Raw genomic sequence first — 23,745 nt, forward strand, 5'->3', positions numbered from 1 at the left:
GCCCGAGCCCTCGCGCGGGGCGCTTTCTTCACGCGGGGCACTTCCTCCGCGCGGACGTCCCTGGCCGGACGGAGCCGCCGAGGGCGCACCGGTCCGCGCGGAGACCATCCGTCCACCCGGTCGGCTCTACCTCAAGAACAGCTCAGGTGAGGGGCGTTGCGGTACCCCCACGTGTGATGATGTGGCTCCCCGATCTGCCCGCTCTCCCCGATGTGCCGGATCGGCGCCCCACGTCACGGGAGTTGGCCTGGTCGGCGTACGGACTCGGGCCGCCCGCACCTTCACGGTCGGGAAGCACCGGCCGGTCGGGAAGCATCGGCCGGTGGGGGGTGCCGGACGTCCGGGACCGCGACACCGGCCATGCCGAACGCGCCCCGCAGTGACACCAGTCGGCCCAGTGAGCGAGGACATCATGAGCGACGACGGAGCCCCCGTGCCCTCTCCCGCCGGTACGGGCGAGCTGTCGGCCGGGGCGCCGGACACCGGAGCGTACGTCTCCGCCGGATCCGCTCCGGCCGGAACGGACGGGACGGCCACCGTCCCGTCCGTGGGCGACGGCATCCCGCAGCCGCCGGAGGAGTTCATCAGGGCCGCCAGGCTCTCACCGGACCACTGGCTCTACCTGACCGACCCCGCCTGGCAGGGCGAGGGCTCGCCGCCGGACTGGGCCGTCGTGGGCCAGTGGCGCTCCGACGGCGGCGGCGCGATCGTCGAATGGCGGGACAACGCGACCTACCGGCCCTCCCCGGAAGCCCTCGGATGGCCCGAACCCGAGGACGACGTGGACGCCGCCATCCAGCTCGCCACCACCGGCTACGGCCCGGCGGAGGACGTCGCCGCCGCTCTGGCGCGGGCCGAGGTGGCGGTCCTGGTCACGGCGAACGGCGAACCGGTCAGCGCCTCGGCGCCCGACGGCACCGCGGTCGTCCCGGTCTACACCTCGCCCGCGTACCTGCACGCGGCCGGACGCCTGGGATTCGAGCGGGTACGGGTCCCCGAACTGCTGGAACGGCTGCCCGAGGGCCACAGCCTGAGCATCAACAGTTCCGCCCCGGTCAGCATGGTGATGACCACCGACGGACTGGCCGACGTCATGGCCGCAGCGGTCGAACACCCCGAAGACGGGGCCGGGTTCGGGGGCGCGGGCGAGGACGGGGAACGGGCAGGGGACGCCCCTGTGCCGCCGCCGTCGGCACGACCCCGCGAGATGACCGCGCACAGTGCTCCGTAAGGCCCAAGTCCCCTGGTGTGGAAGGTCGCTTCGCTCCCCGAGGGAAGCCGGAAGTAGACCGTGTGGCGGACAGGGAACCCGAGCGGGTGTGCCGCACCCGTCGGGTCGAGTCGAGAGGGAAGGAGAGGCGACGTGAGCCGTTCCGGCGGTGACCGGGCGTGGTGGTTCGGCGGCCGGGCGAGGGCGGGGCGGGAGTCCGGACGGACCCGCGCGTCCGTCCCCCCGCCGGAGGAGAGCGGTGTCGCCGCCCCGGAATCCGGCCGGGCACCACTCGTTGAGGAGTACGGCACGCTGGTCCTGCTCCGCGCCGCGCACGACGTCACGATCGGCGGGACCACCACGCGTGAACTGGCCGATCTGCTCGGCGCGGAACCGGGCGTCACCACCGTCGTCACCGGCACGACGGGACCGAACGGCGCCTCGGAGCAGGAGTTCTGGCGGTCTTTCAGCACCTTGCTCGACACCCTCCGTGAAGCGGGAACGCGCACCGTCCGGCTCGTGATGTCCGGCGTGGGGGACGAACGGCCCCAACGGCCTTCCGTGGCACGGCGCGTGGCCGACGCCTGGGAGATGGAGGTCATCGCTCCCGACGGCGAGGTCCAGATCGTTCCCGGCGGCTCCCTCTTCGTCCGCCCCGACCCGCCCCGCGTCCGTGGCTGGTGGAGCTTCTCGCCCGGGGTGCGGCCGGTGGCCCTGGGCACCCGCCAGCCGTCCCCCGCCTGGCAGGAAGGGGTCGAAAGGGTCCCCGGGCGCACGGACAGCGGCTGTGTGATCCACCAGATCCCGGCGGGACTGCTGGCGCGTTCGCCGTACGCGGCCGAGCCGGAGCGCGGGGACCTGTGCTACTCGGTGCCGGTGGACCCCCGGGGACCGACCGTCCTCGTCGGCGTCCCGGAGGGCGCGGACGTCTCGGCGTCCGACCTCGGCGAGGTGCTCACCGCGCTGCCCCCCGACCTCCGCCCCCGGGTGCGGCTCGCCCCCGGCAGCCCCCGGGACATCCTCCGCACCGGCCAGAAGACGGCCGAACTGCTCGGGACGGAACTGGTGGTGAGCACCGGGATGCCGCTGATCGGCCCCGACGCCCCGGGCGGAGGCGCCCTCGCGCAGTCCGTGGTCATCGGCGCCGACGGGGCCACCCGGTGGCGGCCGTTCGTGGACGCGGTGGTGTGCGCGCCCGCCGTCGACGGTGCCCCCGCCCCCGCCCCCCGCCTGCTCCGGTGGAGATCGCCCGTCCCCGGGCGCGGCAACGCCGAACAGGGCACGGTACGGCTCTCCGACCGGTGGCAGGTCACGGTGACCCGCGCCGGGCTCTGGATCACCGGGGACGCGGCACCGGACGCCGGGGCCCCCGCCCCCGTGGCCCGCGAGGTGGACCCCGAGGGACCCGCCATCGAAGTGGGCCGCTCCGGCGAGGAACTCGACGCCTCCCTCTGGCCCGAACTCGCCCGGCTGCTCTCCGGTCTCGGCACCGACCTGTCGCGCCGGGCACGGCTGTACGTCCACGGCACGGCCACGGACGGCGGACAGGCACTGCGGACCCTGGCGGCCCGGCACGGCGTCCGCACCCTGCGTTTCACTCCCCGCCCCGCGCGCGCCCCCGGCTCCGCCACGACCCCTCCGCCGCCCGTCGGCACGCTTCCGGCACCGGGCGCACGGCCGACGTCCCCGGCGGCGGGCCCGCCCGGTCATGGTCCCGGGCGCCCGGCGGTGGAGGGCGCGGACGGCCCCGGCATCCCGCCGCCGACCGGTCCCGGGGCCCGCCCGCCGCAGCCCGGAGGCGCCGTACCGGGCCGGGCGGCACAGTCGGACCGATCGGCTCCCGCCCCCGGGACGCGGACAGCGCCGACGTCCGGCACGCACCACGGGACCTTCCCCGATACGGCCCGAGGCCCGGCACCGTCGGCTCCCACGGCGGGACGGCCGACGCCCTCGGGACGGCCCGTACCTTCGGGCGGGTCCGCCGCGACGGGGTCGGGGACGCCGCCGGATGCCCCGACACCGACACCGACACCGACACCGACACCGACACCGGCACGGGCTCCGGCACCGGCACCGGCCCTGACATCAACACAGGTCCCGACACCGTCACGGGCTCCGACGACGGCCGGGCCGCCTGCGGGCGCCTCTCCCGTCCGCCCGCCGATGGCGGGCCTCGCCCCGGACCCGGGCGCCCACGGGGCCGTACCGTCCGCCGGGCGAGGGATGCCAGGGCCCGAGCGGGCCCCGGAGCGTGAGCGGGCCCCGGGGCATGAGGCACCGACGCCCACGACCGACGTACGCGCCGTTCCGGCGGGGCCCGGTGGAGACACCGGCCGGGACGCCCCATCGGGTGCGGGTGGCGGAACACTTACGGGCCCCGCCCAGGTCTCGGACAGCGCCCCGACCGCGACCGCCGACCGCGCGAGGCCCCCGGCCTCCGTACCGGGACAGGGACGGGACCCGGTGCCGGACATCGGCGAGGGACCCGAGAACCCGCCGGAGGGGACGGCCCCGAAGCCGTCCCGGACCGGTGCGGTGCCGGACGAGTCGGGGAAACGGTCGCCCGGACGGCGGGACGTGACAGAGGGCGGCCCCGTCCCGGACGCGGCAGACAGCAGTGACCCGGTGCCGCCGCCGCGCGCCGTACCCACGGCCACGGGGATGCCCACCGAGACCACGGCCGCCCTGATGGAGACGACCACGGCCGAACCGCCCGCCGCCACACTCCCGAACGATCCGGTGGTCCCGGTGGTTCAGGCAGTCCCAGCGACCCCAGCGGCCTCGGCGATCCCTTCCGCGTCGGCGGTCCGGGAGGCCCCGTCCACCCCAGTGGCCCCGCCCGCTCCAAGGGGCCCGCTCGCCCCAGCGACCCCGGCCACCCCGCCCACGTCGGCAGTCCCGGCCGTCGCGGGAGTCCAGGCTGCCCCTGACGTCCCCCGAGGAGGAGGCATCCCGGCCGAGCCGGGCTCCCCGGCCGCCCCCGCGACCCCCGGAATGCCTGCCGTCCCCGCGCCCCCTGCTGCCCCGGCGGCCCTGCCAGTCCCCACCACCTCGACGGCCCCAACCACCCCCGCCATCCCGACGGCACCGTCCACCCCGACTGCTCCGACCGACCCGACTGCCCCGCTCAGCCCCACAACCTCAATCCACCCAGCGGCTTCAACAACCCCAACATCACGGATGAATGGGCCTGCTGTGCTCGGCCCGCTGCTCCCGGTGCCGTTCATGCCCGGCCACGTCAGCACCCAGGCCGAACGGGTGGCCTTCCGGGCGTTGGCGGGGGCCGCATGGGACCGGCACGGAACGGCCGTGAGCCGTACGCTGACCCGTCTGCCCGCACTGCGGGGCCAGGAGCAGGAAGCGGTCCGTGCCGACCTGATCGCCCTCCACCTCTATCTGCACACCCCTGAGGGCCCGTTGAACCCCGAGGCGCTGGCCCGGGGACTGCGCGACGGGGACCGGCGGCTGCTGCCGTACGCCGCCTGCGTGACCTCCGGACTGCGCCGGATGCCCTCGTACCGGGGTCTCGCGCTCCGTGGCGCGGGCGATGCCGACGAGCCGGACGGCGGTGCCCTGGAACCCGGTGCGCTGCTGCGGGACCCCGCACCCGTGTGCGCGCTGCCTGGCGGGGCGGACGTACCGGTGCCGGGAGGCGCGCGGTACGCCGTGTGGTCGGTGACGGCGCGCCGGGTGCGTCAGCTCGCCGACCGGCCGGGGTCCGACCCGGCGCGGCACGAGGTGGTGCTGCCGCCGGGCACCCTGCTGCGGGTGCTCGACGTCCGGGACGAGGGCGGTTCGCCGCTCACCCTGCTGCGCGAGGTGCCCCTCACCCGCCCGGACGCTCCGGCCCGCCACGGCGGCGCGGAACTCGACGCGGAGGACCTCGCGGCGCTCGCCCGTCTGGACGAGGCGCTGCGCGAACGTCCCGTGACGCCCGGCCCTCCCGTATGGCCCTGGCCGTGCGCGGGCCCGCTGCGACGGGCCACGCCCCGTACACCGTCCGACTGACCGACCTGGCCGAACAGAAAGCGGAGACTCGATGCCAGCACAGGAAGAGAACGGGCTGACCGGGCCCGTCGTACGCCGTGCCGTCACCATGCGCGGCACGAACACCGAGCCGGATGCCCAGGCCCTGCGGCCCCGCTCGGCCGACGCCGGAACCGCCGTACCCCGGGTGGAGCCGGACTCCTCCCAGGACGGCGGCGCGAACGACGACCCACAGCCGTCCAGCATGGCCGAATCGCCCCCGGTCATACCGGAACCGGCCTCCGTCGACGGCGGCTCGACCCCCTCCGTGGCGGAGGAAACCCCCTCCGGGGAGGCGTCCTCCGTAGAGGAGGCGTCCTCGGCCGAGGGGAAGGCGGACGACACCGGGGACAGCGGCGCCGGATCGCTCGCCGGGGCCGCCACGGAGGCCGGGAGCCCGCCCGGGGTGCCGGAGGGGGGCACCGGCGCCGACGGGGACGAACCCCCTTCGGGTCGTCCCACGAAGGCCCTGCTGGCCGCGGCGGGCATCGGGGGCGCCCTGCTGATCGCGGTGCCGTTCCTCCTCATGGGCACCGACTACGACGACAAGACCGAGCCGGCGGCGCTGGCCGAGCGGGCTTCGGCACAACCCCTCCAGAACGACAGGGAGGACGTACGGCCGGGCAGCTACGTCCCCAAGTCGCCGGAGGCCGTGGCCCCCGGTCCGAAGACGGCGGCGCCCGGACCGACGAAGGACACGCCGAGTCCGACCACGCCCCCGGCATCGGGAGAAGCGGCCACCGGCGAACCCGGCAAGCGGCAGCCCGGCAACGAACAGCCGAGGAACGAGCAGAAGGAGAAGGAGAAGAAGGAGGAGCCCAAGAAGCAGGAGAGGAAGCCGCAGCCCCCGGCCCCGACCAACTACGCCAACATGAAAGGCGTCCTGCTCAGGAACATGTCGACGAAGCTGTGCGCGGACGTTCCGAACTTCGACCGGGGCAGGGCCACCGGCCCGGTCAACCAGTACTTCTGCAACGGCACCGACCAGGACAACCAACTCTGGGACTTCGAGGTCAGGTACAAGGGCAAGGGCCCCGGTTCCACCGACCTCTTCCAGATCAGGAACCGCAAGGACGGGCTCTGCATGGATCTGGGGGAGTTCGAGGGCCGTCCTCCCGGCACCAGGATCGCGGAGTTCTACTGCAACGGCACCACGGACGACAATCAGCTGTGGTGGCTGGACTCGCGCGGCGGCAAGACCTTCTGGATCCGCAACTACGCCAGTGACCACCAGTGCCTTGAGGTGGTGAGCGGTGCGGGCATCCGGTCCGTGGACGCCCCCCTGGACATCCAGCCGTGCCACGGCGGCGACGACTTCGAATGGACGCTCTGGTAGGGCCTCCCCTCCCGGACTGCCCCCAGGGCCCCGGCCTCCACGCGGAGGCCGGGGCCCTGCCGTGTCCACCCGTGCCCGGCGCGAATCCTCCACCGGCCGGGCCGACTCGTTGGGGCCATCGGGTGAGAGCGCGGGTGTCGCCGTGTGCCGGGGCCGGGCCGCGCAGCACAGTGGGGCCCATGGTGACATGGCGGCGGTACGCGGTGGCGGGTGCGGTGATGGCGGCTGTGCTGGCCCAGGGTCCGGGGAGTGCGGGCGCGGCGGGGGAGTGGGAGCGGGTCGGCGAGGGCATCGTCTCGGGGGTCAGCGGCGCGTCCTTCCTGCCCGGCGGCGATCTGCTCGTCGTGCACGACAACAAGCGCGGGGGCGAGAAGCGCGTCTCGGCCGTCCGGTGGACCGGGGAGGGTCCCCGGTCCGACATCCTGACCTGGGAGGGCCCGCTGCCGGTGGATCTGGAGTCCCTCAGCGCCGTCCCCGGCAGGGCAGGGGAGTACGCGGCGCTGGAGAGTTCCGGACACGGCTACCACTTCGCCGTGGCCGATGGCACGGCACGCGTACTGCGCGAGTTCACCGTCCCGGGCGTCGTGTCCGGGGACAACTACGAAGGCTTCGCGCTGGTCGGCCTCAGGGGCGGGCTGACGGCGGTGTGGGCGCACCGAGGCCAGGACCAGGACCCGGCGGTCGTCCACGCGGCCCGGCTCGACTGGCCCACGCTCGTCTTCGGCCCCGCCGACACGGCACCCTTGCGGGTCCCCTATCCGGTGGAGGGGGTGCGGCACGTCAGCGACATCGCCGTCTCCGGCACCGGACGGATCACGGTGACCTCCGCGTCGGACGCGGGCGACGACGGGCCGTTCGACTCCGCCGTCTACGACGCGGGCACGGTACGACCGGCACCGCCGCTGTGGCCCGGTGCGGGCCCGGTCCTCGAACTGCGCACGGCCCCGAGGGAACTCGCCCGCTACCCCGGGCACAAGATCGAGGCCCTGGGATGCCCGCAGGGCCCCGGCGCCGGGGTGCTCGGCACGGACGACGAGAACCAGGGCGGCTCGGTACGCACCGAGCCCCTCTGCCCCCGCTGACCACCGCGACGGCCGGCCGGTCCCACGGGGTTCCGTAACCCGACGGCACCCTTCGTACGGACAGAACGCCGACCGGCCTCCTGTGCGGGGTCCTCCTGCGTGAGGCGCCCGCCTGCGCCGGAACCTGCCGCTTGGTCTGGACCCCGCCCCTGGTTCTTGGCTGTGGCCCTGCCTCTGGTCTCGGCCGACGCAGGTACTGCTCCGGGGCCGGGCCACCACATGGATCACAGCCCGGCCCGGTCTCTGTGGCTCCGTCGACGACAACACCTTCCCCCGAGACCACGTGGAACGCCACCGAACGGCCCTGCCCACCGTGGCCGACACTCCCCCCCCATACCTGAGCGGCCAGGCAGACGGGGGGAGACGGAGGTAGACGGGGACGCGTATGGCCGTACGGGAACAGCCTGTGGCATGGTCCGGACCCGGTCCGGTCCGGTGCGGGCGCACGGCGGAGTGCCGCCATGGCATCGCCCCCGTACCTCGCCATACCTGACTCCTGGCCACGGCGCAGCCCAGGACACCGAACTCACGGAGGCCACCACCAGGGTCGCGCGCCAGGATCACCGCGACGGCCCCGGACCACAGGCCGGACAGGCGCGGCGATGCGCTCAAACGCGCCGAACACGGTCAACTGGACCACGGCCGCAGGGAAGCGCAGGAGCGTCCACAACCCACAGGCCCCACACCCGCGCACCGCACCGCGCCAAGCCGATCCGCGACGACACCCGCGCTCCACGGGTGGGGGTGGACGTCGGGCAGGTGCGATACGTGTGGACCAGGGCGAGGAGCTGGCTGTGCGCAATGCGCGGCTCTCCGGCTGAACACGGAAGAAGCGGCCCGGGAGCGTCATCCGAGCGCCGAGACGGCTGCCCGGGTTCGTCTGCGTCAGCACATGCGCCAGGCGTACGGAACGGAGCCGCCGTTCCCTTGAACGTAGACCGGTCTCCCGGACGTCCGTCCCAACGGGATCACCCCTCACGAAGCGGTGGCAGCACGCGGGCGGGGTCGGGTCCCCGTCCCCCGATGGAGTGAGGACGAGCGATTCCGCACCACGCACCACAGGCGGAGGCGCCACGGTGAAGCGCAACCCTTGAGGAGATTCACAGGTGCTCACGCCTCCGTCATGCCCCCAGTGCCCGGACAACCGGCTCGTCTGGAAGGACACCACGCGCACCCGGCCGGGTGCCGAGGACGGCTGGACGTGGTACTGCACCAGCTGTTCCGGTTCCTGGAACCCCACCACCGAGCACAAGGCGATCTACCAGGAGTTACCGACAGGACCAGAGCGTTCCGTATGGTTGGCAGCTACCTGACCCGCTGCCGGGGAGGCCGTACAACCCCAAGACCTGCCCCGGACAGAAGAGCACCGTGTACGAGTACGACGACAACGGCAGCTGTGTCTCGCAGACCATGTTCCCGCACAAGTCATTTGGTAGCGACTGACGTTGCCACCCGTGAGAAGCCCCCGGTGGTCATCGGTGGCGGAACACCCCCGCTCGCGCGGGGACCACTCCTCGTACCCCTCCGGGTTCCGGACCCGGAACTTCAGCTCCAGCTCCCCGTCGTACTAGGACTGCCCCGGCGCCTTCGCGTGCGCTGTGATGGTGGCCCGTTACAAGGGCGATCGACCACAGTCGGATTCACCGACCCACGACGGTGAAAAGACTCTGCCCCTACCCTGTGAGGTGTCGAGTCTGCACAGAGAAGGGGCAAGGCCGTGTCATCTGGTGGTACCCCTGACCCCGGCTACACGTCGGTGGTGTTTGGGCAGCGTATGCAGCTTCTCCGTGAACGCCGAGGCATGACCCGGGAAGTCCTGGCAGGTCTTCTCGGTATGTCCGTCGACTGGGTGAAAGACCTTGAACGAGGACGCTCCCGTCCCCCCGCCGTCGACGTGGTCTTCCGGATCGCCGGAGCCCTCCGCGTACGAGACCTGGCCGACCTGACCGGGCGCCCCGACCAGTCCATCGACCTGTTCGTCGGCCCCGGGCACCCCCAGCTCGCCGCCGTCCGCCAGGCCGTCGACGCCTTCCCCTTCACCTCAACTGAGACACCCCCGCGGCCCGCACACCTGGCTGCCCGGCTCGCCCGCGCCTGGTCCGCCCGACACTCCGCTCCGAACCACCGCGACATCCTCGGCGCTCTACTGCCCGATCTCATCCGGGACGCCCAGCTCGCCGTCCGCGCCGCCGACACCCCGACCGACTGGCGCGCAGCGCAGGCTGTCCTCGCCGAGGTGTACTCCCTCGCCCAGTTCTTCGTCGCCTACCAGCCCGACGCCCCTCTTCTCTGGCGGGTGGCCGATCGGGGCATGGTCGCCGCCCAGCAGTCAGACGACCCGCACGCCGTGGGCATCTCCGCGTGGCTCCTCGCCCAGGCCCACCGCGACACCGGTCCGGCGCACTACGACACCGCCGACACGGTCACCCGCGACGCCCTTGCATACCTTCGGCCGCACCTCCCCGACGCTGACGACCACGTGCTCGCCATCGCGGGGGCGCTGGAGTTCGAGGCCGCGTACACGGCCGCCCGGCGCGGGCAGAAGGGCGACGCCTGGCACCGGTGGGATGTCGCCCGCGCGATGGCAGACCGGCTGCCGGGTGACTACTTCCACCCGGTCACTTCGTTCTCCCGCGCCATCATGGGCGCCCACGCCGTCACCGTCGCCGTCGAGCTTCACTCCGGCCCCGAGTCCGTACGGCAAGCCGCCCGCGCAGATCTGTCCACCATCCCCTCCCACCCCCGCCGAGCCCGCCACCGCATCGAGGAAGCCCGCGGCTACCGGCTCGACGGCCAGCACGAGGCCGCGGTCGCCACACTGGAGAAGGCGCACGAGGTCGCGCCGGACACGATCCGGTACAACGGGTATGCCCGCAGTCTGCTCCTGGAGGAGGCCGAGTCGCGGAGCGCGGCACGCCGCCACCGAGCCTCCGACCTCGCCGTACGCATCGGACTCCTGGCCGCCTGACAGGTGGGGGAATTTCCCCCCTCTCCCCACCGGAACCCCTCGTAGCGTCGGATCAACACCGAACCACGAGGGGTTTCTCATGCCGACACCTCCCCGAGCCTGCACGTACTGCTCCAACACGGAGCAGCAGGCCAATGCCTGTGTCCGTGTCCAGCGGGCTGTGGACGGCGGCGAGCACATCTACGCCCACAAGGTCTGCGCCGAGAGGGCCGGGAAGATCCCGCTCTACGAGTTCACCAATGGTTCGGAGGAAGGCCGGTGACCCGCCTCCGCTTCACCACGTGGACCATCGGCGCCGACCCTGACCGGCCCGCCCCGGCCCGGTACGCCTCGTGCAAGGAGTGCGAGGCCATGTCGTCCGTCAGTACCGTCCTCAGTGAGCCGGACCTGTGGGCCCTGGAGCACGCCGGACGCACCGGCCACCGCGGTTTCCGTGAGGTCGTCTCGGCCGACCTCATCGCCCGACCGGCTGAGGAGGCATCGTGAGCAGCGTCGGCACGCCGCCGGTCTGCGTGCAGTGCAACTGGCCGATCCACGGTATCCCCCGGCGGGTCGAAGTGTTCTCGGCGTCGGGGGCTCGGTCTGATCTCCTGGTCCACGCCACCCGCCTGGCGTGTCTGTCCCCGTCCCTCGACCGGCCTCCGGCCTGGCCGGAGGCGCTGTGAGGGAGTGGTGTCGCCAGACGGTCTACCTGGTGGTCGTGCTCGGCATACTCGCCGCTCTGGCGCTCGGCATTCTCAGGTAGTCCCCTGATCTCCTGCTCGTCCGGCTACGGCGGACAACGGGTGGGCAGGGGTGGGCCCCGGCCGGTACGCCAGTGACGGCCGGGGCTACCACACCAGCTCCGCGAGGGGCACATCGACGGCGCGGGCGATCTGGAGGAGGAGCCCAGGGCTCGGGCCGCTTGACTCGTACTCAAAGCGGTGGATCGTCTTGTGGTCGACACCACAGAGTTCACTGAGCCGGAGCGTGGAGAGGCGCGCGGGCGACGCGGACACGCCCCCCGATCACCTGACGGCGGCTGAGCACCCAGGGGGCTGATCGGGGGCATTCCCCCACCGTCTGATGATCAAGTAGCCGCAGTTGGATCATCCCCGCTCGCGCAGGGACCACGGCGGGTTCGTCGAGCGCCTCGACGCCGCGTTCGGAACACCCCCGCTCGCACAGGGACCACTCCACCGTGACACCGAGGTCCCGTTCGATCCTCGAAACACCCCCGCTCGCACAGGGACCACGTCTCGTCGAGACGGCCGGGCGTGACCTGGAACGGAACACCCCCGCTCGCACAGGGACCACGGTCAGCGTGCACCGATGGTTGCCGACCAGCCGGGAACACCCCCGCTCGCGCAGGGACCACGACGGTGACCAGCCGAGGCGGGCGGCGAACTGCGGAACACCCCCGCTCGCGCAGGGACCACGGCAGCGTCCGCCAGGAGCGCGGCGGCCGTGGCGGAACACCCCCGCTCGCGCAGGGACCACCGCCCCGGGTGCTGGAGCCAGTCGATGCCGATCGGAACACCCCCGCTCGCGCAGGGACCACCTGCGTCGGGACTGGTGTGCGTCATGCGCGCACGGAACACCCCCGCTCGCGCAGGGACCACGGAGCCGTGACGCCGCACATACGACGCCAGCGCGGAACACCCCCGCTCGCGCAGGGACCACTGCTCGGCGGCGGGCCCTCCGTCGCCGATCGCCGGAACACCCCCGCTCGCGCAGGGACCACCGCACCGCCGGCAGCGACGTCCCCTTCGACGGCGGAACACCCCCGCTCGCGCAGGGACCACCACGCGACGAGCGTCAGGAACTTCGTCTCCTGCGGAACACCCCCGCTCGCGCAGGGACCACTACTGGGCCTGCTCCGGGTTGAAACCAACTGCCGGAACACCCCCGCTCGCGCAGGGACCACGGCAGAACCCGTCGAGTGGAGCGTCCCCAAGACGGAACACCCCCGCTCGCGCAGGGACCACTCTCCGCGTCCACCAGTTGGTTCACCGCGGACCGGAACACCCCCGCTCGCGCAGGGACCACAACATCGCCATGGGTGTGGCCGGGGCCGCGATCGGAACACCCCCGCTCGCGCAGGGACCACAGTTCAAGCAGGAGGTCGAGGGCGCCCTCGGTCGGAACACCCCCGCTCGCGCAGGGACCACGCTGGAGGGCAGGCGGATCGCAGGACGGCCCCCGGAACACCCCCGCTCGCGCAGGGACCACTCCACTCCGGTGTCGGATAGCCGGACATCGAGCGGAACACCCCCGCTCGCGCAGGGACCACTCGAAGAGACCCAACCGGGCGCCAAGTCCGCTCGGAACACCCCCGCTCGCGCAGGGACCACCAGCCGTGCGACGTCCCGTTCTACGCGAACTTCGGAACACCCCCGCTCGCGCAGGGACCACGGAGTCTGGCGGCCCCGTTGCAGCTTGCTCACCGGAACACCCCCGCTCGCGCAGGGACCACAAGGCGGGGCGATGTGCAATAGACACATAAAACGGAACACCCCCGCTCGCGCAGGGACCACGAGAGCACAGCCCGCCGGGCGGTGCTCCCGAACGGAACACCCCCGCTCGCGCAGGGACCACACACTGGTGTACCTCCCCGGCGAGCTCAATGCCGGAACACCCCCGCTCGCGCAGGGACCACGGCGCGGGCGGCGGCGAAGAAGGGTGCCGACGCGGAACACCCCCGCCTGCGCGGGGACCACCCTTCCTGACCTGTGTTTTCAGGTGGGCTTTGTCTTTTCTTTGCTTTTGTGTGTGGGGGGTGGCATGGGTTCATTCTGGCAGAGGGGCGTTGGGTGGGGCTTGGGCGGTGGGGGTTTCTGGGTGTTTGTTAGTTGTTCGTGAGGATTGTTTCCAGTGTCGCGTATGGGTCCGACAGGGTGGCCAGGTAGTAGGTGTTGTCGTAGGCCGTGTCTCCGATTTTGTGGCGGGCCTTGTGTTCGGCGTGGCGGCGCATCGGTTCCAGTTCGGGGGTGCCCCGTTGGGGGTGGCCCACCAGTTCCCAGAAGACCTGGCCGGTGCCCGAGGCCGCGGCTGATTCCTCCGCGCGGTCCAGTGCCGTCAGCGCCGCCGCCAGCAGGTCGAGGCCCAGGCCCAGGCCGAAGGCGTCGCCGATGAGCCGCTTGTCCCGCAGCATGGCCCTGGCGTGTACGGCGGCGTCGGCCGACCTCTGTTCCAGGAGCGCCATCACCGCCAACTGGTACTCCGTATAGGAACGCGTCCAGTGCTCGCCCACCGCGACCGCGTCCGCGCGCAGTGCCTCGGCTTCGGCGCGGGCCCTTCCGAGGTCGCCCGAGGCCGTCAGGGCGAAGACCCGTACCAGGCGGCACCGTGCCGTCGCCGGGGCGCCGATGCCCGGGCCCGAGAGCGCCAGGTCCGAGACGGCGAGTGCGCTCAGCGGCTCGCCGCGCATCAGCATCACGAGGCCTCGCAGATAGGCGGCGTCCGCGAGCAGCGTGCCGTCCGCCTCCCGTACCGCCTCCTCCTGCGTCCTGTCGGCCAGCCGTTCCGCCTCCTCGTACTCGCCCCGGAGGCACCGCACCACGCCGAGCGCCCAGCAGAGCCGCGCCAGGACGCCCGGGTCCGTGACGGGTGCCCGTACGCACTCCTCCAAGTAGTGCGCGGCCTCGTGCAGATGGCCCGAACAGGCCCAGAAGAAGCCGATGGCCCCGGCCAGTTCCGAGGCTCCGGCCGGATTCGTCGCGAGCAGGTGTTCGAGCGCGTCGCACAGATCGCCGTAACAGGCGGCCAGCGTGGCGTACGAGGACGACTGCTGCGGCCCCCACCACGCGTGTTCGGCCGCCAGGGCGAGCCGCTGGAAGTGGCGCGCGTGACGGTCGGCCGTCGCCCGCGTCTCGCCGAGCTCCGCCAGCCACAACGCCCCGTACTCGCGCACCGCGTCGAAGACGTGCAGCCGGTCGCCGGAGAGGGTCAGCACGCTCTTGCGGACCAGGCCCTCGATCGCCGCCTCCAGCCGGGCGTCGGTCAACGGCCCGCCCCGGCACACCCACTTCACATCGCTCACGGTGGCGCCCGAACGGAACACCGACAACCGTGCCCAGAGCAGCCGTTCATGCGGCTCGCACAGTTCGTGACTCCAGCCGATGGTGGTCCGCAGTGCCCGGTGCCGTACCGGCAGGACCTGGCTGTCCGGCCCTTCGGCGAGCGCCAGTCTGCCGCGCAGCAGCCGGGCCATCGCCGGTGCGGGGCGCTCCGGGAGCTGGGCGGCGGCCAGTTCCAGGGCCAGCGGGACGCCCTCCAGCCAGTGGCACACCTCGGCGGCGGCGACGCGTTCCTCGGGGCTGGTCAACCGTACGCCCGTGGCGGCGGCGCGCGCCGAGAAGAGTTCCAGGGCTTCGGTGCCGAGGGGGAGCGGGCCGACGTGGAAGACCGTCTCGCCTTCCGTCCCCAGTGGTTCCCGGCTGGTCGCCAGGACCACGAGCGCGGGACACCGTACGAGAAGTGCCTCGACCAGCGCGGCACATGCGCCGACGAGGTGTTCGCAGGAGTCCAGGACGAGCAGGACGCGGCGCGGGCCGATCCGGGCGGCGAGGGCGTCGACCGGATCGTTGGGGGAGTGGTCCGACAGGCCGCAGGCGTCCGCGACCAGCGGGGTGAGCAGGGTGGCGTTGGTCAGCGACCAGAGGGGTGCCCAGTGCCCGGCGGTGAACGGGTCGCCCTCGACCTCCACCACGACCCGCGCGGCGAGCCGGGACTTGCCGATCCCGCCCATCCCCACGAGGGTGACCAGCCGCCGGTCCCGTACCAGGGAGACCAACTCGTCGATGTCCTGCTCGCGTCCCACGAACGGCCCGCTCTGCGGCGGACTCCAACTGTGCATGTCCTCATTCTCCGTCAGAAGGACCGGGGCATCCGGCCGGATGCCGTCTTCCGGCCAGGGTCCGTCAGGTGCGTCCGCCGCGCGGGAGAGGGAGGCGGGCCCGGCGGAAACGGACCCGCAGGAGAACGGTTCGGGGAGCCAGCGCCCGCTCCAAGACGCTTTGGAGGGCGGACAGTTCGGGCATCGCTTCCTGAGGGGTCGCCCCGGGGTGCAGAGAGACGTCCAGCTGGACGAGGAGCCGCAGGCGCCGTCCGCCCGTCACGCGGGTGCGGCAGCGCGCCACACCGGGGACGGTCCGCGTCCTGGCCTTGACCGCGTCCCGCAGGGCCCGGGTCCGCAGTGCCGTGTCCGGTGCGGCGAGCGACAGCCGGGACGGGCCGCGCGGCCGTGTCCCGGCGAGCAGAGCTACGGCGGCCACCCCGCAGACGGCGGCCAGCGCGTACGGCCACCATCCGGGGGCGGTGGGCCCCGACGGACCGTGCGCGTCGAGGAAGGGCGCGGCGCGTCCGGGGAGCGGCCACCACGACGGGAGCCGTACGGGCCGGACGCCCGCCGCCACCGCCGTGAATCCGCCCAGGGCCAGCAGCCCGAGGCCCGAGAGGCCGAGCGCGAGGCGACGGACGACCGTCGCGGTTCCGTCGCTCATCGGACCGCTCCCCGAGGCCGGGCGGTGTCCTCGGAGTCCGTACGGTCCGGGCGGCTCGTACGCTCCGGGTCGTCCGGGTCGTCCGGGCCGTCCGGTACCCACAGGTCGTCGGGGCGCAGCCGGACGCGCGAGCGCGGCGGGCGGTGCGGGCAGCAGGCGGTGATCGCGGTGGCCGCCGCCGCTTCCGCCGCGAGTGCCGTGGCGGACGGGTCGCCGTGGAGCAGCCGGGCCCGGACGGTGACGTGCCGCCGCCGGGCGCGGACCCGTACCCGGGTGACGCCGGGCGTCGCCGCCACCGCCTCCCGTACGAGTGCCGCGACGAGGTTCCGGTCGACCGCCGACACCAGAGCCGGCGCGGAGGAGACGGGCCACAGCCGACGTCGGCCGGGGAGGACCGCCAGGGCGATCAGGAGGACGCCGGTCCCGGCGGTCAGCAAGGCCAGGAGGACGAGTCCGGGGTCGCCCTGGCCGTATCCGGCGAACCGGTCCAGGAGGCCCGTGCGCCAGGCCGCCGGGCGTCCTCCGGCCATCCGGACCCGCAGTTCGTCGGCCGCCACGGCTCCCGAGGGCAGCGCCACCGCGAGGGCGAGCACGGCCGACGGGACCCGGCGGGGGGACCACCAGCGGCGGGGGACGCGCGGCCCCCGTCGGACTGCCGGGGCCGGTCGTTCCCTCATGGCCGGTCCGGGCGAGGGGACGGTCGGCGCGGGGGCCGCGACCGGCGGTGCTGTCCGCCCTGCCGGGGCGCCCGGAGACGCCGTTCGCCCCGGCAGCCGCAGGACCGTGACCTCGACGCTCGGGCGGGGCACGCGCAGGCCGGTCAGGAGTTCCGTACGGGAGGAGACGCGGTCCTGTACGGCTCGGACGGCGACGGTGATGGATCCGGTCGCCCGTGCGAGGCTCGGCGCCTGTGCGAGGCCTGGCGTCTGTGCGAGGCCCGGCGTCCGTGCGAGGCTCGGCGTCCCTACGAGGCCGGTCGCCCGTACGAGGTCGGTCGCTGTGGCGGGACCGGTCGCTGTGGTGAGGTCGTTCGTCGCGGTGGGTTCGGCCGCTGCGGTGGGGCCGTTCACCGTGACGGGGCTCGTCGCGCCGAGGCGGCTGGGGGCGGTGGCGGGGCCAAGTGTTGTGAGGGGGCCGGGGCCGGGTGTGGTGGACGGTTCCGAGGTGACCGTCGGGCCGGGTGCGCCGACCGTGCTCAGGGAGGCCATGGGGCCGGTCGTCGTGAGGGGGCGCGGGACGGCGGTGCCGATCGGGTTCCGGGAGGTCGCTGTGTCGGTCGTGGTCCCGGGGCCCGGGAGGGGCGTGCCGGTTGTATCCAGGGGGGCCGACGGGCCGGGCACCGTGGCGTGGCGCGGAAGGGACGTCGGGTCCGGCTCGTCGGCGGTCGGCGGATTCGTGGGGTCCGGTGTGACGGTCAACGCGATCCGTACGCCCGTACGCGCCCGGCCTCCCCGGACCCGGACGGTCGCGCGGGTCACCCTGCCTCCCGGCGGCAGGGCCTCGCTCGCGGTGCGCTCGACGATCCTGCGGACGGCCTTCTCCGAGACGCTGAGGGTGCCGGGGGGCGAGGTACGGGCGGCCGGAGCGACGGCGCCGGGCCCGGACGGGGGCGTGGTCGCGCGGGTCATCGGCCACCCCGTCCGGCCGCGTCGTACCGGTCCTCGACCCGGCCGCCGCCCTTGAGGAGATGTCCGGCGGGCCCTCCCGCCGCGCCCGGGGCGGCCACGAGGAGGAAGGCCGGAAACCCTCCGCACCACCCCGCGAAACCCACCGCCATCCCGGCCACCATGCCCGTGAACGACGCAGTCATCCGATTCTTCCCTTCTCCGGGCCGCCGTGGCGGCGGCAGGACCGACTGGACGGGCGGCCGTCGGAGGTCGTCCCCCGGACACGGCCGCGTGACGGGTTCACTCCACGCGGGTGTCGGCCGGGGACTCCCGGTCGTCGTCCGGCAGGTGCACGTCGTTGACGGCGATGTTGACCTCGACGACCTCCAGACCGGTGATGCGTTCCACGGCCTCCACGACGTTCTCCCGGACGTCCCGCGCGACCTCGGTGATCGGGACGCCGTACGTGACGATCAGATCGAGGTCGACGGCCGCCTGGCGCTCGCCGACCTCGACCTTCACGCCCCGGCCCACGTGGGGGCGCCCGCCGGGGACCCGGTCCCGGACGACACCGATCGTCCGGGCGATCCCGCCGCCCATGTCGTGGACGCCGTGGATCTCGCGCGCCGCCATGCCGGCCACCTTCACGACGACCACCTCGGCGATCGACGTCCTCCCCCGCTCGTGCGGGGGACGGTCCGCCCCGTCGGGACCCGGAGCCACCGGATCCGGTACGGACGGGGCCGGTACGTGCCGGGTGGCGGAAGTGGTCTGGGGGGTCATGGCTCTCCTCCTCGGTGGGGCGGTGGACCGCCCGCGTCCGTTCTCGGTGGGGCGGTGAGCCGCCCGCACCCCTACAGACACCGGCCGTCCGCCGCTGTGACGCCGGAAGTCGAGAAAAGGCCGGAAGTCGAGAAAAGGCCGGAAGCCGAGAAGAAGCCGGATGCCGAGGGAGACCCCAGGGGGACGAGAGGGGGCCGGGCGCCGGGAAGGGGGCGGCACGTCAGGGGGCGTGCAGCAGCAGAGAAGGGCCGCGCACCGAGGAAGGACCATGCACCGGGCAAGGACCATGCACCGAGGAAGGACCATGCACCCGGCAAGGACCATGCACCCGGCAAGGGCCGTGCCCGTGCCCCGTACGGACGGTGCCAGTGGCCGTACGAACGTCTGTCTGGCGCCCCTGTGGGGCATCCGGACACCCCCTCGGCTCCGAAGGACGCGTGACAGCGCGGCCTCCGGCGTGTCCCACGGACAGGAGGCCGGGGAGAGGAGCCGCCCGATGGCGGGTGCCCGTACCGACCACGTCCCGCCGGACATCCTCGACGGCCCGCCGGAGCCCCGGCGGCCGTCCTGGGCCGAGGACCCGCCCGACCCGCTCCACCCGGAGGGCAGGAGCGACGAGCCCCTGCTGGTGGCCCGTTCGGCCGAGGGCGACGAGGAGGCGTTCGCCGTGCTCGTACAGCGGCACGCGCCGACGCTGATCCGGCTCGCCGCCCGGCTCCTCGGGGCCCGTACCGAGGCGGAGGACGCCGTCCAGGAGGCGTTCATCAGTGCCTGGCGCAGACTTCCCCAGTTCCAGGGCCGTTCCTCCTTCGGCACCTGGATGTACCGGATCGTCACCAACCGCTGTCTGAACGTGCTCCGCCGCAGCGGCACCACGGCCCCGCTGGAGGCCGCCGGTGACGTCCAGGCGCCCGAGCACACGGTGTCCCCGCCGCGCATCGCCGAGGCGCGCGACGCGGTCCGCGAACTGCGCGAGGCGCTCGGCCTCCTCTCCGCCGAGCAGCGGGCCTGCTGGGTCCTGCGCGAACTCGACGGATGTTCCTACGAGTTCATCGCCGAAGCGGTCGGGATCAGCCAGGAGGCGGTGCGGGCCCGGGTCTTCCGCGCACGACGCCGTCTGACACGAGTGATGGGGGACTGGCGATGACCACGCACACCACGCCGCCCGACCACGGGGACGGGTTCGACGGCGAGGACGAGCGCCTGGCCTGCGGGCGGCGGCTCGCCGACGTCTGGGCCCACGCCGAGCGCCGCGATTCCGACGCCGACGCGTTCGACGCCCGCGCGTCCGACCCCGACCCTCGTGATTCCGATCCTGACGCGTCCGATCCCCACGAGTCCGGACCTCGGGCGTCCTCTCCTCACCCGCCCGACCCCCGCGAGCCCGATCCGCACCCGTCCGGCTGCGACGCCTGCCGCCGGGCCGTCGACGACCTCGAACGGCTCGGATCGGCGGTACGGGGACTGCGGGACGAGCCGGAACTCCCCGTGGGGGACACCGCGTCGCTGACGCGCCGGATCATGGAGGTCGTACGGCTCGAACTGCGTCCGGGGAGGCCGCTTCCGCTGGGGCGGGCCGCCGAAGACCTGTGGATCATGGAAGCGGTGGCCGCGCGGGCGCTGCGGGCGGCGGCGGAGACCGTCCCGGGCGTCAGGGCCGGATCGTGCCGCTTCCACAGCGCGGCGGCGGACGCGGCGCCGACCGTCCGCATGGAGGTGCACGCCCCCGCCGACCGGCACCTCCCCACCGTCGCCGAGACCATCCGCCTCGCCGTACGAGGGGCGGCCGACCGTGCCCTGGGAATGCCGGTCGGAGCCGTGGACATCGTGATCTCCGACATCACGGCCCCCGGGACGGCGTGACCCCCGGCAACACGATTTCCGCCACTGTGGCTTCCGGGGCCACGGTGCCCGAGGCCACGATCTCCGCCACTGTGGCCTCAGGGGCGGTGGTGCCGGACGTCGTGATCTCCGGCACCACCGCCCGCGAGGCAGCGGTGCCCGAGGTCGTGATCTCCGGTACCGCGAGCAAGTCCGCCGAACCCGAAGGGACGTTCCGATGACCGACACCACCCGCGTCACGCTCTCCGAGGAGATCGCCCGCGCCGTACTGGAGGTACCGGGCGTCGCCTTCCTCAGGCCCAGGCTCTCCGGGCTGCTGAGGTCCTCGGCGGGCGCTCCCGGGCCCGAGGGGACGAGCGCGGGCATCTCGGTGCGCGAGGCCGAGGGCGGTGGGTCCTGGGACGTCGGGGTACGTCTGGTGGCCCTCAGCAACGACCGCACCCTCGAAGTCGCCCGCGCGGCGCGGCGGGCCGTCGAGGACCGTCTGGAATCGCTGCTGCCTGGCGGAGCGGCCCGTGCCCACGTCACCGTGACGGTCACCGGACGCGTCTGACCGGGGCTTCTCCACCGTTGCCTGCTTCTCCACCGCTCCCGGCTTCTTCACCGCTCCCGGCTCCTCCGGCGCTCCCGGAGCCCCGGCTCCTCCGGTCCGTCGCGCACGGTTCGACGGCGCCGGGTGCCTCGGAGTCACGGCTCCCCGGAGACCGGAGGGGAGCAGGCGGCGGGCAGGTCAGGAGTGCGTACGGGGCCGGGCGTCCACACTCCGGCGGCGGTGGCCGAACCCCGGCGGCGGTGGCCGACAGACGCCATCCGTGCCGTCGCCCGGGTGAGACGGGACCGGGGCGGAGGGGACCGCGGCGGAGGGGATCGAGCCCGGGACCCGGACCGGCCGGTCGGCACCGGGGCCGGGCACCTTCGCGCGGGGTGCCCGGCGGTTCGCGTACACGGGGTGTCAGGAGGGGAGCGCGAGGAGGAGCAGCGGTTGTGTGGTGGGCTGTGCGGAGCCTCCGGCGGGTTCGACGGTGAGGCCGACCGCCGTGGCCCCCGAGGGGTCGCCGTCCAGGACGACGGTGCCGTCGCCGTGGACGAGCCCGGCCGGGTGCATGGTGCCTCCCCGGGCCAGCCACAGCTGGTAGGTGCGGCCCGCCGCCGGGGCGGGCAGGCCGGTGGCGGTGAAGACCGCTCCCCGTCGGCTGTCCGAGGACACGACGGCGGTGAGGGCTCCCCCTGCGGTCCGTCCGCGCACGGTGCGCGCGTCGGGCGCGGCGAGGACGGAACCGGCCGTGTCGAGCCGCTGTTCCGCCCGCTGGGCCCGCTCCCGGGCCTGTTCGCCCCGCTGGTGCTGCCAGGCGGCGACGCCCGCGAAGGAGACGGCGGCGGCGACACCGGCGGCGAGGGCGAGCGGTACGGCCTTCCCGCGCAGCAGCCGTACGAGACCGGCCGCCGGGCGGGCCACGTCCACCGGCGGCGGCAGCTGCCGTACGCCGTCCACGGCGGCCAGGGTCCGCCGTTTGAGGCCGTCCGGCGGCGTCCGGCCCGCGGCGGCGGCGAGCCGGGCCGCGGTCGCCTCGAACTCGGCCACGTCCCTGCGGCAGTCCTCGCAGTGCGGCAGATGGGCGCCGAAGTCGTCGTGCTCGGTCGGTTCGAGGGCGTGGAGGGCGTAGGCGGCGGCGAAGGCGTGGACGTCGGAGCGGTGCTGTTTCACGTGGTCACCCCCATGCAGTCGCGGAGGCGGATCAGGCCGTCGCGCATACGTGTCTTGATGGTGGGAAGCGGTGTGCTCAGGGTCTGGGCGACCTCACGGTAGGTGAGCCCCCCGTAGTAGGCCAGGGTCACGGCCTGGCGCTGGAGCTCGGTGAGTCCGCGCAGACAGCGGCGGACCTGTTCGCTCTCCAACCGGGTCTCGACCTGCTCGGCGACCTCGTCGAAGGCGGTGGTGTGCTCGCGCGCCGCGCGGGCGTGCTCCCGGTCGGACGCGGCCTGCGCGGAGCGGACCCGGTCCACGGCCCGCCGGTGGGCGATCGTCGCCGCCCAGGTGGTGACGCGGCCCGCCTCGGGCCGGTACCGCGCGGCCTGCCGCCACAGCTCGATCATGACCTCCTGGGTGACCTCCTCGGACTGGGCCCGGTCGCGCACGACCTTGAGCACGATGCCGAAGACGAGTGGCGCGACGGCGTCGTAGAGGGTGGCGAAGGCGGCCTTGTCGCCCTGGGCCACCTGCCGCATCACGTCGGACAGGTCGCTCCGCGCGTCCGTCTCGCGGGAGCCGGAGGGCAGGGGACGCGTCACCGGCCGCGCTCCGGGCGTCCGGGGCGGCGCGGGCGGTGGCGGTGCGGGGGGCGGCCCTCCGGGGCGGCCCTTCGGAGGCGGTGTGTCCATCGCATGGTGGTCCTCGGTGGGTGGGGCGGTCCGGGACCGCCGTAGGGGCGGCCCGGCGGCGTCTCGGGTTCGGTCTCCGTGGACTCTTCGTAGCCGAAGGGCGTACGGATGGTGGCGGGTTCGGCGTACCTCCGCGTGCGGGCGGGACGGGGCTTCCCGATGCCTCTTTCGGGTGGACCGTCCGCTCCACAGGTGGACCACCCGGCTCCGTACGCGGACCACCCGCTTCGTGGATGGCCGTCCGTTCCGCCCCCGTACCGCTGCCCTCGATATCGATGCGGAAACGGTGCGATTTGAGTCGGGTGCTCCGGGGGCCGGACGGTGAGAGGGCACGGGGCCGGTCAGGTCCCGCCGACCGCCCCGGTGGACGTACGCGCCACCGCCCGGAGGAGGAACCGTCATGACCGCACACCGGACGACCGGCGGCCCCGGTACCGCGACGGAGCCCCTCCCCACCCGCGCCCCGGACTCCGCCGACACGATCGCGCGGGGCCTGGTCCGGGGCGACGAGCGCTGTCTGGACGCCGCCTACCACCGCTGGGGCGGTCTCGTGCACACCCTCGCCGCACGGGCGCTCGGCGACGCGCGCGAGGCGGAGGACGTCACCCAGCAGGTGTTCGTCGCCGCCTGGCGCGGCCGGGCCACCTTCCGCCCCGACCTGGGCAGCCTCCCCGCCTGGCTCGTCGGCATCACCCGCCGGAAGACCGCCGACGCCCTGACCGCCCGCACCCGACGCACCGCACTGGCCTCGGCCCTCGGCTCCGCCCTCCAGCACGGGACCGGGACCACCGGGGAACCCGAGCGGGTCCTCGACCGGATGCTCGTCACCGAGGAGCTGGCCCGGCTGCCCCGCGTCCAGCGCGACGTCCTGGCCCTGGCCTACTTCGCCGACCTGACCCAGACCCAGATCGCCCACCGCACCGGCCTGCCGCTGGGCACGGTCAAGAGCCACGCCCGCCGGGGCCTCCGGCGCCTGCGCCACAGCCTGGCCCCCGCCGCCACCGGCGGGTGACCCCGCGCGGCCGGACC

The 23,745-nt window shown here is 74.0% G+C and carries 21 protein-coding genes and 1 CRISPR repeat array; of the genes, 13 read left to right on the plus strand and 8 right to left on the minus strand.

The genetic code is table 11. The annotated features are described in order from the left end of the window. Positions 1 to 412 precede the first annotated feature (412 nt). From ACFXGN_RS02525 to ACFXGN_RS02560, 8 genes are all read left to right on the plus strand, one after another. Positions 413 to 1,231, plus strand: a complete 819-nt coding sequence (locus ACFXGN_RS02525; protein WP_384852332.1) for a type VII secretion system-associated protein — start codon at positions 413 to 415, stop codon at positions 1,229 to 1,231. 3,288 nt (positions 1,232 to 4,519) lie between these two features. Continuing rightward, on the plus strand, positions 4,520 to 5,218 hold the full coding sequence (locus ACFXGN_RS02530; protein ID WP_384852335.1) for a hypothetical protein: 699 nt from the start codon (positions 4,520 to 4,522) through the stop codon (positions 5,216 to 5,218). Positions 5,219 to 5,249: 31 nt separating this feature from the next. Next, entirely contained in the window at positions 5,250 to 6,572 is a 1,323-nt protein-coding gene (locus tag ACFXGN_RS02535; RefSeq protein ID WP_384852338.1) for an RICIN domain-containing protein, read from the plus strand. A 179-nt stretch (positions 6,573 to 6,751) separates the two neighbouring features. Next, positions 6,752 to 7,654: a hypothetical protein gene (locus tag ACFXGN_RS02540; protein ID WP_384852341.1), complete on the plus strand. Its 903-nt coding sequence runs from the start codon at positions 6,752 to 6,754 to the stop codon at positions 7,652 to 7,654. 1,717 nt (positions 7,655 to 9,371) lie between these two features. Continuing rightward, positions 9,372 to 10,622, plus strand: coding sequence for a helix-turn-helix domain-containing protein (locus ACFXGN_RS02545; protein ID WP_384852344.1), 1,251 nt, complete (start codon positions 9,372 to 9,374; stop codon positions 10,620 to 10,622). Positions 10,623 to 10,701: 79 nt separating this feature from the next. Beyond that, positions 10,702 to 10,884: a hypothetical protein gene (locus ACFXGN_RS02550; RefSeq protein WP_384852347.1), complete on the plus strand. Its 183-nt coding sequence runs from the start codon at positions 10,702 to 10,704 to the stop codon at positions 10,882 to 10,884. Then, positions 10,881 to 11,108 (plus strand): hypothetical protein, encoded by a 228-nt coding sequence (locus ACFXGN_RS02555; protein WP_384852350.1) that lies wholly within the window; start codon positions 10,881 to 10,883, stop codon positions 11,106 to 11,108. The genes ACFXGN_RS02550 and ACFXGN_RS02555 overlap by 4 nt, the downstream gene beginning before the upstream one ends. Further along, on the plus strand, positions 11,105 to 11,287 hold the full coding sequence (locus ACFXGN_RS02560; protein ID WP_384852353.1) for a hypothetical protein: 183 nt from the start codon (positions 11,105 to 11,107) through the stop codon (positions 11,285 to 11,287). Before ACFXGN_RS02555 ends, ACFXGN_RS02560 begins: the two co-directional genes overlap by 4 nt. Before the next feature lie 165 nt (positions 11,288 to 11,452). Here the strand turns inward: ACFXGN_RS02560 and ACFXGN_RS02565 are convergent, their stop codons facing one another. The 6 genes from ACFXGN_RS02565 to ACFXGN_RS02590 form a co-directional block, all read right to left on the minus strand. Continuing rightward, positions 11,453 to 11,620, minus strand: a complete 168-nt coding sequence (locus tag ACFXGN_RS02565; RefSeq protein WP_384852356.1) for a helix-turn-helix domain-containing protein — start codon at positions 11,618 to 11,620, stop codon at positions 11,453 to 11,455. 86 nt (positions 11,621 to 11,706) lie between these two features. Further along, a CRISPR array of direct repeats spans positions 11,707 to 13,321; the repeat unit is 29 nt; unit sequence CGGAACACCCCCGCTCGCGCAGGGACCAC. A gap of 128 nt (positions 13,322 to 13,449) precedes the next feature. Then, entirely contained in the window at positions 13,450 to 15,459 is a 2,010-nt protein-coding gene (locus tag ACFXGN_RS02570; protein ID WP_384852359.1) for an ATP-binding protein, read from the minus strand. A gap of 64 nt (positions 15,460 to 15,523) precedes the next feature. After that, positions 15,524 to 16,105: a hypothetical protein gene (locus ACFXGN_RS02575; protein WP_384852362.1), complete on the minus strand. Its 582-nt coding sequence runs from the start codon at positions 16,103 to 16,105 to the stop codon at positions 15,524 to 15,526. Continuing rightward, positions 16,102 to 17,733, minus strand: a complete 1,632-nt coding sequence (locus ACFXGN_RS02580) for a DUF6286 domain-containing protein (protein ID WP_384852365.1) — start codon at positions 17,731 to 17,733, stop codon at positions 16,102 to 16,104. The genes ACFXGN_RS02575 and ACFXGN_RS02580 overlap by 4 nt, the downstream gene beginning before the upstream one ends. Then, a complete protein-coding gene (locus tag ACFXGN_RS02585) occupies positions 17,730 to 17,915 on the minus strand; it encodes a hypothetical protein (protein WP_384852367.1) in 186 nt (61 codons plus the stop codon). Before ACFXGN_RS02585 ends, ACFXGN_RS02580 begins: the two co-directional genes overlap by 4 nt. Before the next feature lie 97 nt (positions 17,916 to 18,012). Continuing rightward, positions 18,013 to 18,495: an Asp23/Gls24 family envelope stress response protein gene (locus tag ACFXGN_RS02590; protein ID WP_384852370.1), complete on the minus strand. Its 483-nt coding sequence runs from the start codon at positions 18,493 to 18,495 to the stop codon at positions 18,013 to 18,015. A gap of 496 nt (positions 18,496 to 18,991) precedes the next feature. Here ACFXGN_RS02590 and ACFXGN_RS02595 point away from each other — a divergent pair, with 496 nt between their 5' ends. From ACFXGN_RS02595 to ACFXGN_RS02610, 4 genes are read left to right on the plus strand one after another with little or no spacing between them, the layout of a single operon-like run. After that, positions 18,992 to 19,642: an RNA polymerase sigma factor gene (locus ACFXGN_RS02595; RefSeq protein ID WP_384852373.1), complete on the plus strand. Its 651-nt coding sequence runs from the start codon at positions 18,992 to 18,994 to the stop codon at positions 19,640 to 19,642. Then, positions 19,639 to 20,358, plus strand: coding sequence for an Asp23/Gls24 family envelope stress response protein (locus ACFXGN_RS02600; protein ID WP_384852376.1), 720 nt, complete (start codon positions 19,639 to 19,641; stop codon positions 20,356 to 20,358). The genes ACFXGN_RS02595 and ACFXGN_RS02600 overlap by 4 nt, the downstream gene beginning before the upstream one ends. 26 nt (positions 20,359 to 20,384) lie before the next feature. Next, positions 20,385 to 20,558 (plus strand): hypothetical protein, encoded by a 174-nt coding sequence (locus tag ACFXGN_RS02605; protein WP_384852379.1) that lies wholly within the window; start codon positions 20,385 to 20,387, stop codon positions 20,556 to 20,558. Continuing rightward, positions 20,555 to 20,890 (plus strand): hypothetical protein, encoded by a 336-nt coding sequence (locus ACFXGN_RS02610; RefSeq protein ID WP_384852382.1) that lies wholly within the window; start codon positions 20,555 to 20,557, stop codon positions 20,888 to 20,890. The genes ACFXGN_RS02605 and ACFXGN_RS02610 overlap by 4 nt, the downstream gene beginning before the upstream one ends. Positions 20,891 to 21,289: 399 nt before the next feature. On the opposite strand, the gene ACFXGN_RS02615 is transcribed toward ACFXGN_RS02610, so the two are convergent. Both ACFXGN_RS02615 and sigK read right to left on the minus strand, forming a co-directional pair. Continuing rightward, positions 21,290 to 22,042: an anti-sigma factor gene (locus ACFXGN_RS02615; protein ID WP_384852385.1), complete on the minus strand. Its 753-nt coding sequence runs from the start codon at positions 22,040 to 22,042 to the stop codon at positions 21,290 to 21,292. Further along, positions 22,039 to 22,626, minus strand: a complete 588-nt coding sequence (gene sigK, locus ACFXGN_RS02620) for an ECF RNA polymerase sigma factor SigK (protein ID WP_384852388.1) — start codon at positions 22,624 to 22,626, stop codon at positions 22,039 to 22,041. The genes ACFXGN_RS02615 and sigK overlap by 4 nt, the downstream gene beginning before the upstream one ends. Before the next feature lie 490 nt (positions 22,627 to 23,116). On the opposite strand from sigK, the gene ACFXGN_RS02625 reads away from it, so the two are divergent. Then, positions 23,117 to 23,728: a sigma-70 family RNA polymerase sigma factor gene (locus ACFXGN_RS02625; RefSeq protein ID WP_384852391.1), complete on the plus strand. Its 612-nt coding sequence runs from the start codon at positions 23,117 to 23,119 to the stop codon at positions 23,726 to 23,728. Positions 23,729 to 23,745 lie beyond the last annotated feature (17 nt).

It is taken from the genome of Streptomyces sp. NPDC059247, from assembly GCF_042754005.1.
Lineage (GTDB): Bacteria > Actinomycetota > Actinomycetes > Streptomycetales > Streptomycetaceae > Streptomyces.

Excerpts from the sequence above, each read along its gene's own strand:
- ACFXGN_RS02525 (WP_384852332.1), top strand. The coding sequence starts at position 413 with ATGAGCGACGACGGAGCCCCCGTGCCCTCTCCCGCCGGTACGGGCGAG.
- ACFXGN_RS02535 (WP_384852338.1), top strand. The coding sequence starts at position 5,250 with ATGCCAGCACAGGAAGAGAACGGGCTGACCGGGCCCGTCGTACGCCGT.
- ACFXGN_RS02540 (WP_384852341.1), top strand. The coding sequence starts at position 6,752 with ATGGTGACATGGCGGCGGTACGCGGTGGCGGGTGCGGTGATGGCGGCT.
- ACFXGN_RS02550 (WP_384852347.1), top strand. The coding sequence starts at position 10,702 with ATGCCGACACCTCCCCGAGCCTGCACGTACTGCTCCAACACGGAGCAG.
- ACFXGN_RS02570 (WP_384852359.1), bottom strand. The coding sequence starts at position 15,459 with ATGCACAGTTGGAGTCCGCCGCAGAGCGGGCCGTTCGTGGGACGCGAG.
- ACFXGN_RS02575 (WP_384852362.1), bottom strand. The coding sequence starts at position 16,105 with ATGAGCGACGGAACCGCGACGGTCGTCCGTCGCCTCGCGCTCGGCCTC.
- ACFXGN_RS02580 (WP_384852365.1), bottom strand. The coding sequence starts at position 17,733 with ATGACCCGCGCGACCACGCCCCCGTCCGGGCCCGGCGCCGTCGCTCCG.
- ACFXGN_RS02585 (WP_384852367.1), bottom strand. The coding sequence starts at position 17,915 with ATGACTGCGTCGTTCACGGGCATGGTGGCCGGGATGGCGGTGGGTTTC.
- ACFXGN_RS02590 (WP_384852370.1), bottom strand. The coding sequence starts at position 18,495 with ATGACCCCCCAGACCACTTCCGCCACCCGGCACGTACCGGCCCCGTCC.
- ACFXGN_RS02595 (WP_384852373.1), top strand. The coding sequence starts at position 18,992 with ATGGCGGGTGCCCGTACCGACCACGTCCCGCCGGACATCCTCGACGGC.
- ACFXGN_RS02600 (WP_384852376.1), top strand. The coding sequence starts at position 19,639 with ATGACCACGCACACCACGCCGCCCGACCACGGGGACGGGTTCGACGGC.
- ACFXGN_RS02610 (WP_384852382.1), top strand. The coding sequence starts at position 20,555 with ATGACCGACACCACCCGCGTCACGCTCTCCGAGGAGATCGCCCGCGCC.
- ACFXGN_RS02625 (WP_384852391.1), top strand. The coding sequence starts at position 23,117 with ATGACCGCACACCGGACGACCGGCGGCCCCGGTACCGCGACGGAGCCC.